We start from the raw sequence: 13,368 nt of genomic DNA on the forward strand, positions 1-13,368 counted from the left end.
CGGCCCCCCGGGCACGGCGGCCGGACGGGGGCGGGGCCGACGGCCCTACTCGGTTAAGGTGGGCCGCCGTGAGCGCTCCCGTGGTGGCCGTGGTCGGTGGTGGGCAGCTGGCCCGCATGATGGCGCCGGCGGCCACCGCTCTGGGCGTGCACCTGCGCGTGCTGGTGGAGGGCCCGGCGGTGTCCGCGGCCCAGGTCGTCGTGGACGCCCCCGTCGGGGCCGCGTCGGACGAGGCGGCGCTCGTCGCGCTCGCGCAGGGCGCCGACGCGCTCACGTTCGAGCACGAGCACGTGCCGAACGCGCTGCTCGAGCGCCTCGCCGACGAGGGCGTCGCCGTGCGCCCCGGCGCGCCGGCGCTGGTCCACGCGCAGGACAAGATCGTCATGCGGCGCCGCCTCACCGAGCTCGGGGTGCCGTGCCCGCGCTGGTCGACCGTGTCCTCGCGCGCGGAGCTCGGCGAGTTCCTGGCGGACGTCGGCGGCGTGGCCGTGGTGAAGACCGCGCGCGGCGGCTACGACGGCAAGGGCGTGCGCGTCGTGCGGGCGGCCGACGAGGCCGACGACTGGCTCGCCGCGGCGGCCGAGCCCGGTGGCGTGCCGGTGCTCGTCGAGGAGAAGGTGCCCTTCACGCGCGAGCTCGCCGTGCTGGTCGCGCGGCGTCCGTCGGGCGAGGTGCGGACGTGGCCCGTCGTGGAGTCGGTGCAGCGCGACGGGGTGTGCGCCGAGGTCGTCGCGCCCGCCCCGGACCTGGCGGACGCGACGCGCGACGAGGCGCTCGACGTCGCCGTGCGCGTCGCCGAGGGGCTCGGCGTGGTTGGGGTCCTGGCGGTCGAGCTGTTCGAGGTCCCGGGCGCCGACGGCGGCGCGCCGCGGGTGCTGGTCAACGAGCTCGCCATGCGCCCGCACAACTCGGGGCACTGGACGATCGACGGCGCGGTCACCAGCCAGTTCGAGCAGCACCTGCGGGCCGTGCTCGACCTGCCGCTGGGCGAGGTGACGCCCCGCGCCCGCTGGACGGTGATGGCGAACGTGCTGGGCAGCGCGCTCGACGAGCTGACCGACGCCCTGCCGCGCGTGGCCGCGCTCGATCCGGGGGCCAAGGTGCACCTGTACGGCAAGGACGTGCGGCCCGGGCGCAAGCTGGGCCACGTGAACGTGAGCGGCGACGACCTGGCGGACGTGCGGGCACGGGCCCTCGCGGCCGCCGCCGTCCTGCGCGGCGAGGACCCGGCGACCCCGACGGACGGAGAGTGACGTGACCGTGCCCCCTGCTGTGCCCACGAACGCGCCCACGAACGTGCCCACGAACGAGACCGCGGCCGGCGGCGCCCGCGTCGGCATCGTGATGGGCTCCGACTCGGACTGGCCCGTGATGCAGGCGGCGGCCGAGGCGCTGGCGGAGTTCGACGTGGCGGTCGAGGTGGACGTCGTCTCCGCGCACCGCCAGCCGGACAAGATGGTCGCGTACGGCCGCGAGGCCGCCGCGCGCGGGCTGCGCGTGATCGTCGCCGGGGCCGGGGGAGCCGCGCACCTGCCGGGCATGCTCGCCGCGGTCACGACGCTGCCCGTGATCGGGGTGCCCGTGCCGTTGCGCTACCTGGACGGCATGGACTCGCTGCTCTCGATCGTGCAGATGCCGGCGGGCGTCCCGGTCGCGACGGTCTCCGTGGGCGGTGCGCGCAACGCCGGGCTGCTGGCCGTCCGGATCCTCGCCTCGGGCGGCGACGACGAGGCCGCGCGCCTGGCCGCCGCGATGGGCGCCTTCCAGGACGACCTGCGGGCGCAGGCGGACGCGAAGGGCGAGCGCCTGCGGGCCCAGTCGTCCGGCCGTCCGACGACGGGCTTCCAGGCCTGACGCGCGGCGGGCGGGTGCCGTCGCGGCGGACGCTCGCGGGAGGCGGCGGTCAGCGACGGCGCAGCAGCACGTCCGCCACCGCACGCCCGCGCCGCGCACCGGCCGGCCACACCAGCCGGGCCCGGCGCCGCAGCCGGGAGGGGAGCGCGCCGACCGGTGCCGGGGTGCCGAGCGGTGGCGCGGGCACGGCGAGGGCGGCGGCGAGCGCCGCGCCGAGCTCGTCGGGCTCCGCCTGCAGGTAGTTCTCGCGGACCCACGCCGGGTCGGCGGTGGCGACCCGCCCCGCGGCCACGTCGGCCAGCGACCCGACAAGGCCGGAGTCGGCGTAGACGCCGGTGAGGTTCTCGTCGCCGATCCCGAAGTCGCCGATCACGAGCGCGCGCAGGCCGAGCGCGAGCGCCTCGAGCACCGCCGTCGAGCTGACGGTGACGAGCGCGGTGCCCGGCGTCAGGTGGTCGTGGAGCGGGCCGGTCGCCACCCGGACCGCCGGCACGCCCGGCACCTCGGCGTGCTCGCGCGCCAGCTCGTCGAACGGCCAGCGCTCCCGGTGCGTCTGCGCGTCGCCCGCGAGGCCGCGCAGCTTGATGACGACGTCCAGGTCCGGACGCGCGAGCGCCAGCTCCCCGAGCGCGCGCAGGATCGCGACGCGGTCGGGCTCGTCGACGGGGAACTTGGCCTGGGGAGCGAACACGACGCGGTGCAGCGGCGCCGTGTCCGGGACCGGGCTGCCCGGCGCGAGGAACGGCAACCGGCACACGACGAACCGGCTCCGCACCTGGACGCCGTCGCCGAGCTCGTCGGCCAGGTTCGTGAACGCCGTCCGCTCGTGGTGGGAGTGCACCACGAAGAGGTCCGCGGTCGAGCGGTAGCGCAGCGCGGTCGGCGTCGCCGGCAGCGACATCCCCGGCAGCCCGGTCACGACGACCGGGCGGTACGGGAGACGGGCGAGCAGCCGCAGGACGTGCTCGGCGGCGGGACCCGTGGTGGCGACCAGCACGACGTCGGGACGCACCGAGCGCAGCGTGCGGCCCAGCGCGCCCAGGTTCACGCGGGCGGGCGGGTGGTGGGCCCACCGGGTCCGGGCGAGCGCGGACGCGACCTGCCCCTCGGTCGGCTCCACGGGGGAGCGCAGCACGACGAGCGCGGGCTCGGTGCTCAGCGCGGGATCGGCGGCGAGGCGCTCGAGCGTCGTGCCCGCCCACTTGAGGTACGAGTCCGAGTCGGCGACGCCGAGGACGCGGACGGCCGTCACGACGGGGCGTCCACGCGCGGCAGGCCCGCGCGGAAGCGCGGGGACGCCGCGGGCGTCCACCAGTCGTCGGGCACCGGGACACCCACGAGCTTCACGCCGGCCGCGGCGAGCACGCCGCGCAGCGAGAGCAGGGGGGTGGACGGCAGGCAGTGCACGACGGCACCCGGGGCGAGGCAGCGCAGGCTGACCTCGACGGGCCACGGGCCCCGCTCGACGCGGATCTGCGCCCGGTCCGCCACCTGCGCGGTCAGGGCGGGGTCCTCGCGGCGGTGCGGGATGTAGACGACCTCGCCGTCGGCCGCCGCCGCGACGTCGTGCACCCAGCGGGCGTACGCGCCCGCGTCGACCAGCCCGTCGGAGGCCATCGCCGAGCCGACGACGACCTCGTTCGCGCCGTGCAGCTCCGGCTCGCGCAGGGTGCTGCTCCACGCGAAGGTGTGCGCGACGATCTCCCCGCCGAGCGCCACGAACGCGACCTCGACCTCGGGCCGCACCGGCAGCATGGTGAACACGACGAGCCGGTGGTCGCGGGCGAGGCCGAGCAGGTGCGAACGCGCGGCGACGGCGAGCGAGCGCCGCGCGTTGCCCGGGTGGGCGCGCGGGCGCGTGATGCCGCCGGTGCCGGTCCGGGTCAGCAGGTCGAGCAGGTGGAGCGTCGCCAGGCCGTCGTCGAGCACGACGTAGGGGGAGCGACGGCTCGCCAGGCTGCGCGCCTGGACGGCGCCCGAGAACGGGTCGCCGACGGCTCCCGGCGCGGCGTGGCGCCACAGCCCCCACGGGCTCGAGGGGACCAGGCGGACGCCGGGCGGCAGCGCCACGCGCCGCAGCCGCAGCGCGAGCTCGTCGACCGCGGTGACGCCCATGCGGTGCACCACGTCCACGCGGGGGCCGAGCAGCCCGGTGGCGGCGGCCTCGAGCGCGGAGATCATCTGCAGCGGCGACTCCACCCACGCACGCACCGGCGACGCGGCGCCGGTGCGGGACGTGGGGAGGGGGGTCATGACGGGCAGCCCGCTCTCACGCGCCGACGCGGCGCAGCCGGGACAGCGGCGCGAGCTCGCCGGGGTACACGCGCTTGACGCCGTCACCCATGGCCTGCTCGATGATCCGGATGTCCCGGATGAGGTGGGCGAAGCCGGTGGGCTCGAGCGACGAGGCCTGGTCCGAGCCCCACATCGTGCGGTCGAGCGTGATGTGCCGCTCCACGGCGACCGCGCCGAGGGCGACCGCCGCGAGCGAGATCTGCAGGCCGCGCTCGTGACCCGAGTAGCCGACGGGCACGCCGTAGCGCTCCTGCAGCGTCGTGATCATCCGCAGGTTCGCCTCCTCGGGCGGCAGCGGGTAGGTCGAGGTGGCGTGCATCAGCACCAGGCGCTCGGTGCCCACGACCTGGACGGCGGCGTCGATCTGCTCGAGCGTCGACATGCCGGTGGACAGGATGATCGGCTTGCCCGTCGCGGCGAGCGCACCGAGCAGCTCGAGGTCCGTGATCGAGGCGGAGGCGACCTTGTGGCCGACGACGTCGAGCTCCTCGAGGAACTCCACGGAGGGGACGTCCCACGGCGACGCGAACCACTGCAGGCCCCGCGCGGCGGCGTGCGCACCGATCTCCTGGTACTGCTCGCGCCCGAACTCCACGCGGTAGCGGTACTCGAGGTACGTCATCTCGCCCCACGGCGTCTGACGGATCTGGTCGCGCTGCGCCGCCGGGGTGGAGATCTCCGGCGTCCGCTTCTGGAACTTGACCGCCTGCGCACCCGCCTCGGCCGCGACGTCGATCAGCTGCTTGGCGATCTCGACGTCACCGTTGTGGTTGAGCCCGATCTCGCCGATCACGTAGACGGGCTGCGCGGCACCGACCGGGTGCTCGCCGAAGGCAACCGTCGGCCCGGCGGGGGTGCTCGTGGGGGAGGTGGTCATCAGTGTCCTCTCCGGTGGTCACGCGGGGCGTGCACCGTCGTCGTACCCGTCATCGTGCCACGGCCGGGTGGCCGCCCTGGTCCGTGCTCTCACGCTCGTCGTGCGCCGCGAGGACCCGGTCCGCGACCTCGCGTACCGCACCGTGGCCGCCCCGGGCCCGCAGCACCACGCGGGCGACCGCGAGCACCTCCGGCCGGGCGTCCGCGACCGCGACCGGCCAGCCCACGAGGGCCAGCGCGGGCAGGTCGTTCACGTCGTTGCCCACGTAGGCGACCCGCGCCGGGTCCAGCCCGCGCTCGTCGAGCCACGCGCGCAGCGCCGCCGCCTTGTCCTCGACCGCCTGCAGGCACTCGACCCGCAGCTTGCGGGCGCGCGCACCCACCACGCCGTCGGTCTCGGTGGACAGGACGAGCACGGGGACACCGGCCCGGCGCAGCCGCGCGATGCCCAGACCGTCGCCGCGCAGCACGCGCACCGACTCGTGGCCCGCCGCGTCGACCTGCGCCGAGTCGTCCGTGTGCACGCCGTCGAAGTCCGTCACCAGGGCGTCGACGTCGATGGGGTCGAGGACGCCCGCACCCGGCAGCGCCGCGGGGCTCGTCGGCCCGATCGCGTCCCGTGCTGCGGAGCCCGCGACGAGCGAGCGCGCCAGGACGAGGTCGTCCGGGGTGTCGATCTCCATCGCGGTGGCCTCGTCGACCCGCTCCAGGCCGGTCCGCCCGAAGAACCGGTGGCCCGCCGCGCGCAGCCCGGACGTGCGCATCGCGTAGAACGCGCCCGTCTCGGCGTACAGCGGCTCGCGGTCCTGGCGGCGCGGGCGCGTGGCGGCGTCGTGGCCCACGGCGACCGCCCGCCCGTCGACCTCGCGCCACGTGAACACGTGCGTCGGGGCGGCGGCCAGCACGCTGTCGTCGTGGCCGTCGAGGACGCGGCGCACCGCGCGGGCGAGCGCGGCCGGGTCGATGAACGGGGACGTGGCCTGGACGAGCACCGTCACCTCGGGCTCGACGCCCTCGGCCGCGAGCACGTCGAGGGCGTGCAGCACCGCGGACTCCGAGCTCGCGGTGTCACCCGAGATCGCGGCCGGTCGGTCGACCACCCGGGCGCCGCAGCGGCGCGCCTCGTCGGCGATCCCCGGGTGGTCCGTGCTGACGACGACGAGGTCGACGGCGGCGGCGGAGGCCGCGACCGCCCGCGCGACGAGCGACTCGTCGCCCACGCGCTGCAGGTTCTTGAGCGGGACGCCCTTGGAGCCCCCGCGCGCCGGGATCACGGCGACGGCCCGAGGGCGCGTCGCGGCGGTGCGGTCCAGGTCGTCCTCCGAAGACGTGAGCGGCCGGGCGCGGACCTGCGCAGGTCGCGCGACGGTCTCACGCGGCGCGTCCTCCTGCGTCCGTGCGAGTCCCGTGCGATCACGTCCTGACGTGCGCGGGCACCCGGTGGGCCCGGCCATCCTATGCTGTCGGGGCGCGGGCAACCCGCAGGCGACCTGCACGGCGGGACGGGGGAGGTGCGATGACGGGCGGTCTCGACGTCGTCGTCGCGGTGCGGGACGGAGCCGCCCACCTGCCGACCTTCCTGGCCTCGGCGCGGCGCAACGTCGCCCCCGGGATCCGCTTCGTCGTGGTCGACGACGCCTCGCGCGACGGCACCGCGGACGTGCTCGAGGCGGCCGACGACCTGCCGCTCGACGTGGTGCGCGGCACCGAGCACCGCGGGGTCGCCGCGAGCCGCAATGTCGCCCTCGAGCGGTGCGACGCGCGCTTCGTCACCTTCGTCGACGTCGACGACTGGTGCGCACCCGGGCACCTGCCCGCGCTGCTGACGCATGCCGAGCGGGTGGGTGCGGGCATGCTGCGCACCGACCACGTGCGCGTCGACGGCCTGCGCCGCACGCCGGAGCGCGCACCCTGGGACGGACCGCGCGGCGTCGTGGTCCCGGGGCGCGCCGGCATCGGCGACGCGGGCGGTCGCGCGCTCGTCGACTACCCCTACCTGTGGGCCGCGGTCCTCGACCGCACGCAGGTGGCACCCGGGCTCCTGCGGTTCGACGAGGACCTGCGCACCGCCGCGGACCGGCCGTGGTTCTGGCGCCTGCACCTGGCCGACGTCACGTGCGCGGTGGTCGACAGCCCCGGCTACTTCTACCGGCGCTCCGCCGGCTCCGGCTCGCTGACGCAGTCCGGCGAGGACCGGCTGCTCGACTTCCTGCCGGCGTACCACCGCATCCTCGACCAGGCGCTCGCGGACGGGGACCTGGTGGTGGAGCGGCGCGCCGTGTACGGCGCGTGCCGGATCGTCGACTTCCACGTGGCCAAGCGCGACCGGCTCCGGCCGCGCCTGCGCCGGCAGCTGCTCGCGGGTGCCGCGCTGCTGCTGGCGCGCGGGTCGGACGAGGCGTTCGCGGCCGGTGTCGCGGGCGTGCCCGCGTCCGGGCGGCGCGTGCTACGCGGGCTCCGGGAGGTCGGCGCGGCGGCCGACGCGGGGGCGGCCGCATGACCACCGCGGTCGTCGCCACCGACCCGTGGCAGCTCGAGGCCGTGCGCGCCGCCGCCGCGGCGGGCGCGTTCGCCGACGACGCGCCCGTGCTGCTCGTCGTCGCGACGCTCGACCCCGTGCCGGAGGTGCAGGACTCGCTGCTGACGCGGCTCGACCGCGCGGGGCGTGCCTGCTTCGACGAGGTGCACGACCTCGACGCGCTCGTCGCGCCGCAGCACCCCGCCGCGTGGGACGCGCGGGACCTCGCGGAGGGGGCGGACCGTGCCCGCTCGGCGCTCGGCGGCGTGGACCGCGTGGTCCGGCCCGCGGGCGCGGCTCGCCCGCCCGTGCTCCCGCTGCTGCTGCCCGCGGCGCGCGAGGTGCTGCTCGTCGGCGACCTGCTCGACGTCGCGCTGCTGCGCTCGGGCACGACGGGGTCGCCCGACGCCGACGTCGTGACGAACGCCGACCTGGCGCCCCTGGCCCCCGCGGACCGGCTCCCCGGCCGGGACGGGAGCGCGCGCGCCGCCGTGCGCTGGACGGCGCCGGCCCGGACCGGTGACGCCGCGTCGGACCTCGCGGCCGCCCGTCGCGCGTGCGGCGGGGACGGTCCCGGGACGACGAGCGGCGGGGCACCCGCGACGCACCCGATGTCCGCCGACGACCGTGACGCGCTGCTCGCCGCGGTGGGCGTCCTGGCCGCCGGCCGGCACGGCGTGCCCGGTGAGCCTGCGGCGGCCGACCTCGCCCGGGCGCGGGCGAGGCTGCGCGCCGCCGCCCGTCGGCCCGGGCTCGAGGAGCTCGGCGGCTGGTCCGCCGCGGCGGCGCGGGCCGCCCGCCGGCGCCGTGGCGCCGCGGGACGGGCCCGGTTGGTCCTCGGCGTCCGGCGCGTGCGCGGTGCGCTGCGGCGCCGCGTCGACCGGCTCCTGCGCCGCGTGTGGGAGCGGCGCGTGCTGGCCCGGGCGGCGCGGGACGTGCGGGACCCGCGCGTCGTCGGGGCGACCACCCGCCGTGCCCGTTGACGGGGGCGGGGTGCCGGGCCGGGCGGGTCCGGACCGGCCGCCGGCTCGCGTCCGTGCCCCGGGCGGAGGCCGGTCGGTGGTGGAGGTCCGCCTATGCTGGCGCGGGCCGTGGCCGGGGGCGCGAGGTCCGCTTCGCGGGGACCGGCCGCGTAGGAGCGTAGGAACCGGCGGCAGAGCGGCTGGGACGGGTTGATGGAGGACACGGTGACGGACGGCGAGGGCACGCCCGCGATCTCGGTCGTGATGCCGACGCACGACGTCGGCGCGTGGGTCGACGAGTGCCTGACGAGCCTGCTCCACGACCAGGACGTCGATCTCGAGGTGGTCGTCGTGGACGACGACTCCCGCGACGACACCTGGACCCGGGTCAGCGCGTGGGCGGCGCGGGACCCGCGCGTCCGCGCGTTCCAGGCGCCGGGCGTCGGCGGCGGTCAGGCGCGCAACTTCGGCGTCGAGATGGCGCGCGGCGAGTACCTCGCGTTCGTCGACGGCGACGACCTGGTGCCGCGGGGTGCCTACGCCGCGATGCTGGCGTCCGCGCGTGAGTCGGGCTCGCAGATGGTCGTCGGCGACTTCGTGAAGTTCTCCGCGCTGCAGACGTGGAGCCCCACGGCGCGCTGGACCGGCTTCGCGGACCGCGTCCAGGGCACCACGCTCGTCGAGCGCCCGCAGCTCGTGCGCAACCGGGCGTGCTGGAACCGCCTGTTCCGCCGGGACTTCTGGCGCGAGGAGGCGATCGCGTTCCCGAGCGTGCCCCGCTCGAACGACGTGGTGCCGATGGTGACCGCGCTGGTGGCGGCCCGTTCCATCGACGTCGTCCCGGACCTCGTGTACCTCTACCGCGAGCGTCCCGGGGGCACGTCGATGACGTCCCAGGCGGGCGCCGAGGTCGGCGTGACCAGCTACCTGAGCCAGGAGCTCCTGTGCGCGCGGCTGCTCGGGCCGGTCGACGGCGAGCAGCTCGCGGCCACGTACTGGCAGATGGTGCTCGACTCGGACGCCTGGGTGCACCTGCGCAAGTTCGTCCGGGAGCGCGCCGCGGCCGAGGACCGCGAGCCGTCGCCGATCCCCGCGATGGTCGGCGAGCTCCTGGCGCTGCGTCGGGACCGGTCGTGGTCGCGCCTGCGGCCCGAGAAGCAGGTCGTCTACGCGCTCGCGACGCTCGACGAGGCCGGCTGGGCCCGTGCGGTCCTCGACGCGTTCGGCGACGGCGGCGTCACGCCGGTCGCGATGGACCCGGCCCAGGCGCTGCGGGCCGCGCTGGCCGCGGACCCCACCGGCCTCGTCGAGCCGGAGGCGATGCGGCGGTTCGTGTTCTCGCACGTCGTCGAGACGGTCGCGGGGCTGACCGAGCCCCTGGCGCTGGACGACGCGGTCGCGCTCGTCGCGCTCGCGGGGCAGCGCACCTCGTGGTTCGCCGACCCGGTCGGCGGCGCCGAGCGTCCGCAGGACACCCGGATCCGTGAGGCGCTGCACGACGCGGACCTCGAGGCGCTGCGGGAGGTCGTGGTGCAGGCGGACGCCGTGGTCGCCGCGGACCTGACCGTGCGCACGGACCGTGCCGTGGTCTCGGTGCGGCTGCCGGTGTCGATGACCCGCGCGGACGAGATCACGCTGCGCGCGTTCAAGCCCGGACGGCCGCAGACGCAGCGCGGGGTCTCGCGGCTGCGGTCCCGGGACGGCGTGTGGCGCGGGACGGTGCTCGCGAGCGCCCTGCCGACGGAGGGCACCTGGGCGCTCGAGCTGCTGACCGCGGTCGACGGCGTGCCCGTGCAGGTCCCGCTGGTGATCGACCGGTCCTCGATCTCGCTCCAGCACGGCCGGCTCGGCCGGCTGACCGTGCGCGGGAAGGAGGACGGTCAGGTGCCGCTGACGGTCTTCCGGCGTGCGTCCGCCGCCCGACGGGCCGTGCGGGCGCTGCGGCGTCGTCGGCGCTGACGAGAGCGGACGGTCAGGCGCTCGCCGCGACCTGCTCGTCGGACGTGGGGCCCTGCTCCGCGGACGTCGGGCCCTGCTCGGCGGACGGGGGTCCCTGCTCGCCGGACGTGGGCCCCAACGGGCTGCCGCCGTCGAGGATGCGCAGGAAGTCGCGGCTCATCGCGTACGGCGTGTAGCGCCGCGCGTACGACGCGGCGTCGTGCCCCGTGCGCCGCGAGGAGACCAGGGCGCGGCGCACCGCACCGGCGAGGTTCTGCACGACGTCGCCGCTCGGGCGGTAGAAGGACACCCAGCTCTCGTCGCCGAACTCCGCGACCAGGTGCGGCTCGCGCGGCAGGACGCACGGCCGGCCCAGCGTGGCCGCCAGCAGGAGCGAGCCCGAGTTCAGGACGCGCGCGTACGGGAACACCATCACGTCCGCGGCGCTGAACCACACCGACATCTCCGCGTCGGAGAGGAAGTCGTGGTGCCGGACCGTGCGCACGTCGCGCGGCAGGTGCCGGTCGATCTCGGGCAGCACGTCGTCGCGGGTCTTGCCGGCGAGCAGTAGCGTGAGGTCCTCGACCTGCGACCCCAGCACCTCCGCCGCCGCCAGCAGGGTGGTGATGCCCTTGTAGGGCCGGATCTGCCCGACGAACCCGATGGTGGGCGACAGCAGCGGGACGCCGAGGTGCTCGCGTGCCTGGCGCCGTGTCACCGACTCCGGGTAGATGCCCGTGTACGACGCGTGGGGCAGGGTGACGACCTTGCCGACGGGCAGGGCGTACTCGTCCGCCACCGCCTCGACGGTGTGGGAGTTGAGCTGGATCACGGTGTCCGCGAGCTCGCCGAGCCGCTCCGCGAGCTCGATCTCGAGGTCGCGGTACGCGGTCTCGTGCGGGAGCGTGTTGTGCACCGTCCAGACCAGGCGCACCCCCGACGCGCGTGCGGAGGTCACGGTGTCGACGAACGTCTCCAGGCGCTCGCGGGCGGTCGCCTCGTCGGGTGCCGTCTGGCAGATCGGCTGCGTCCAGTGCACGTGCAGCACGTCGCCGCGGCCCAGGCCGCGCGTGCGCTTCACGAGCTCCTCGTAGGCCGTGGTGCCCTGCACGTCCCAGCCGGCGCCGCGGGGCGCCAGGTACAGCAGGTTCAGGTACGGGTTGTCCCGCCAGGCGGGGAAGGCGAGCAGCGTGGGCATCGGGGTCCTCTCCGGCTCAGGCCGGGACGGCCTGGGGTGCGACCTCGAGCACCCAGGGGTCGATGGTCGCGTCGTCGTCGGCCGCCGGGGCGCCCGCGAGCCCGAGGCCCCACGTGCCGCGCGGGGCCAGCGGCACCTCGTGGTGCGTGCCCGCGTCGTCGGTGAGCCGGACGTGGACCGCCCAGCGTCCGTCGGCCGGCGCGGGCGTGAGGTCCGCGGTCCTGACCAGGGCGTCCACGTCGACGTGCCACTGCCGCTGGTGGAACGGCGAGACTGGCACCGGGACCTCGATGCGTGCGTCCGGGGCGACGAGCACGAGCGTGATCTGCTCGACGGAGCCCAGGACGCGCGGGGTCTGGACGGACAGGCTGACGACGAGGCCGTCGGCGGCCGCCCGGCGCCGCCGCAGCTCGGCGCGGGGGGCCGTGCCGTGCACGCGGGTGGCGACCGCGATCCGCACGGGGTCGCGACGCTCCACGAGTGCGACGACCTCTCGGGCGTCGGCGTCGAGGTCGTCGGTGGTCGCGGTGGGTACGACGAGCTCGCGGTACGTGGCCGCGGCGTCGACGGCCACGTGGGCCGCCGGGTCGGCGCCGTCGGCGACCGACGCCGCGGCGACCGCCTGCGGCACCAGCTCGTCGAGCCAGCGGGTGCGCTGCTCGTCGGGCGTCATCTCGCCCGCGAACCCGCTGCGCAGGTCCTGGGTCACGACCTCGGGGAAGGTGGCGACCTCGATGGGCCGGCCCGCGTGGCGGCGGACCCGCGTCCCGACGCCCCAGACGTCCCGGGGGAACGACTCCAGGAGCAGCTCGAGGTCGACCACGGGCGGCTCGTGCGGCCCGAGCTCCAGCGCCTCCGCGACGGAGCCGGCGACCTGCGTGAGCGGGCGGCCGGTCCCGGCGAGGTAGTCGCGGTACTTGAACGCCGACTCGTTCCGGGAGACGACGAACCGCGCGGGGATGCCGAGCGCGTCGGCGATCACGACGGCGTGCAACGACGAGCCGACGACGAACCGCGACTGCGCGATGGTCCGCAGCACCGAGCGCAGCGGGTCCGTGGGGACCAGGAGCCGCTGGCCCGCGGCCTCGTCGGGCGTCCACACCCCGGGGGCGCCCTCCTCCTCGGGGGTGTCCTCGGGGGTGCGGACCAGGTCGTTGAAGTTGGGGGCGAGCAGGACGTCGACGGCGGACACCCGCGCCCACGCGCGCAGCTCCGGCATGAGGTCGGGCAGCAGGAGCGCGGGGTCGCCGTACACGCGCGGGACCTCGATGCCGCGGGCCGTCATGTAGGCGGCCGACAACGGCCCGCGCACGGCGCGCACGTCGAGCTTGCGGTCCTTGTGCACGCCCGCGTTGGTGACCTTGCCGTTGATGCCGGTGCCCCACACGACGTCGCGCGCCCGCGCGAAGTGCATGACCGAGCCCACGGAGAAGACGCGGCGCTCGGGGGGCGTCTCGAGCCGGGCCTCCGGCATGGTGGCCGCGTGCACGAGCTCGACGACGAGCGGTCCGAGCAGGTCACCGAAGTTGTTCAGGAGGAGCGGGGTCCCGTCGGTCTCCCGGAGCGGGTTCCACTGGTACGCGTGCACGCCGCCGATGCGTCGCAGGAAGTCGCCGGGCTGGTCCACGGCAGCCGAGCGTACCCGAGCCCCCCGCACCGGCCGCCGGGGCCGGAGCCCGCAGTGGCACGGGGTATCGTCCCTCCGGCACACAGCGCGTCGCCCCGGT

11 protein-coding genes are annotated in these 13,368 nt (G+C 76.6%); 5 read left to right on the forward strand and 6 right to left on the reverse strand.

Features of this window, described 5'->3' with window-relative positions; genetic code table 11:
• Positions 1–68 precede the first annotated feature (68 nt).
• On the forward strand, positions 69–1,253 hold the full coding sequence (locus KIN34_RS09810) for a 5-(carboxyamino)imidazole ribonucleotide synthase (protein ID WP_214349816.1): 1,185 nt from the start codon (positions 69–71) through the stop codon (positions 1,251–1,253).
• Between the two features lie 19 nt (positions 1,254–1,272).
• Entirely contained in the window at positions 1,273–1,854 is a 582-nt protein-coding gene (gene purE / locus KIN34_RS09815; protein WP_372449555.1) for a 5-(carboxyamino)imidazole ribonucleotide mutase, read from the forward strand.
• 49 nt (positions 1,855–1,903) lie between these two features.
• On the opposite strand, the gene KIN34_RS09820 is transcribed toward purE, so the two are convergent.
• From KIN34_RS09820 to KIN34_RS09835, 4 genes are read right to left on the reverse strand one after another with little or no spacing between them, the layout of a single operon-like run.
• Positions 1,904–3,106 carry a DUF6716 putative glycosyltransferase gene (locus KIN34_RS09820; RefSeq protein WP_214349818.1) on the reverse strand — a complete coding sequence of 401 codons (1,203 nt, stop codon included), beginning with the start codon at positions 3,104–3,106 and terminating at the stop codon, positions 1,904–1,906.
• Positions 3,103–4,107 carry a hypothetical protein gene (locus KIN34_RS09825; RefSeq protein WP_214349820.1) on the reverse strand — a complete coding sequence of 335 codons (1,005 nt, stop codon included), beginning with the start codon at positions 4,105–4,107 and terminating at the stop codon, positions 3,103–3,105. The genes KIN34_RS09820 and KIN34_RS09825 overlap by 4 nt, the downstream gene beginning before the upstream one ends.
• Before the next feature lie 16 nt (positions 4,108–4,123).
• Complete coding sequence (locus KIN34_RS09830; protein ID WP_214349823.1) at positions 4,124–5,026, reverse strand: N-acetylneuraminate synthase family protein; 903 nt, start codon at positions 5,024–5,026, stop codon at positions 4,124–4,126.
• A 49-nt stretch (positions 5,027–5,075) separates the two neighbouring features.
• Entirely contained in the window at positions 5,076–6,299 is a 1,224-nt protein-coding gene (locus KIN34_RS09835) for a cytidylyltransferase domain-containing protein (protein WP_307858176.1), read from the reverse strand.
• 242 nt (positions 6,300–6,541) lie between these two features.
• Here KIN34_RS09835 and KIN34_RS09840 point away from each other — a divergent pair, with 242 nt between their 5' ends.
• From KIN34_RS09840 to KIN34_RS09850, 3 genes are all read left to right on the forward strand, one after another.
• The gene (locus KIN34_RS09840) at positions 6,542–7,525 is read left to right on the forward strand and encodes a glycosyltransferase family 2 protein (RefSeq protein WP_214349830.1); all 984 of its coding nucleotides are present in this window, start codon (positions 6,542–6,544) and stop codon (positions 7,523–7,525) included.
• Complete coding sequence (locus tag KIN34_RS09845) at positions 7,522–8,526, forward strand: hypothetical protein (RefSeq protein WP_214349832.1); 1,005 nt, start codon at positions 7,522–7,524, stop codon at positions 8,524–8,526. Before KIN34_RS09840 ends, KIN34_RS09845 begins: the two co-directional genes overlap by 4 nt.
• A 192-nt stretch (positions 8,527–8,718) precedes the next feature.
• Positions 8,719–10,464 carry a glycosyltransferase family 2 protein gene (locus KIN34_RS09850; RefSeq protein WP_214349835.1) on the forward strand — a complete coding sequence of 582 codons (1,746 nt, stop codon included), beginning with the start codon at positions 8,719–8,721 and terminating at the stop codon, positions 10,462–10,464.
• Positions 10,465–10,477: 13 nt separating this feature from the next.
• On the opposite strand, the gene KIN34_RS09855 is transcribed toward KIN34_RS09850, so the two are convergent.
• Entirely contained in the window at positions 10,478–11,641 is a 1,164-nt protein-coding gene (locus KIN34_RS09855; RefSeq protein ID WP_214349837.1) for a glycosyltransferase family 4 protein, read from the reverse strand.
• Between the two features lie 16 nt (positions 11,642–11,657).
• Complete coding sequence (locus KIN34_RS09860; RefSeq protein WP_214349840.1) at positions 11,658–13,268, reverse strand: polysaccharide pyruvyl transferase family protein; 1,611 nt, start codon at positions 13,266–13,268, stop codon at positions 11,658–11,660.
• Positions 13,269–13,368 lie beyond the last annotated feature (100 nt).

It is taken from the genome of Cellulomonas fulva (genome assembly GCF_018531375.1).
Lineage (GTDB): Bacteria > Actinomycetota > Actinomycetes > Actinomycetales > Cellulomonadaceae > Cellulomonas > Cellulomonas fulva.

Excerpts from the sequence above, each read along its gene's own strand:
- KIN34_RS09855 (WP_214349837.1), bottom strand. The coding sequence starts at position 11,641 with ATGCCCACGCTGCTCGCCTTCCCCGCCTGGCGGGACAACCCGTACCTG.
- KIN34_RS09840 (WP_214349830.1), top strand. The coding sequence starts at position 6,542 with ATGACGGGCGGTCTCGACGTCGTCGTCGCGGTGCGGGACGGAGCCGCC.
- KIN34_RS09825 (WP_214349820.1), bottom strand. The coding sequence starts at position 4,107 with ATGACCCCCCTCCCCACGTCCCGCACCGGCGCCGCGTCGCCGGTGCGT.
- KIN34_RS09850 (WP_214349835.1), top strand. The coding sequence starts at position 8,719 with ATGGAGGACACGGTGACGGACGGCGAGGGCACGCCCGCGATCTCGGTC.
- KIN34_RS09845 (WP_214349832.1), top strand. The coding sequence starts at position 7,522 with ATGACCACCGCGGTCGTCGCCACCGACCCGTGGCAGCTCGAGGCCGTG.
- KIN34_RS09830 (WP_214349823.1), bottom strand. The coding sequence starts at position 5,026 with ATGACCACCTCCCCCACGAGCACCCCCGCCGGGCCGACGGTTGCCTTC.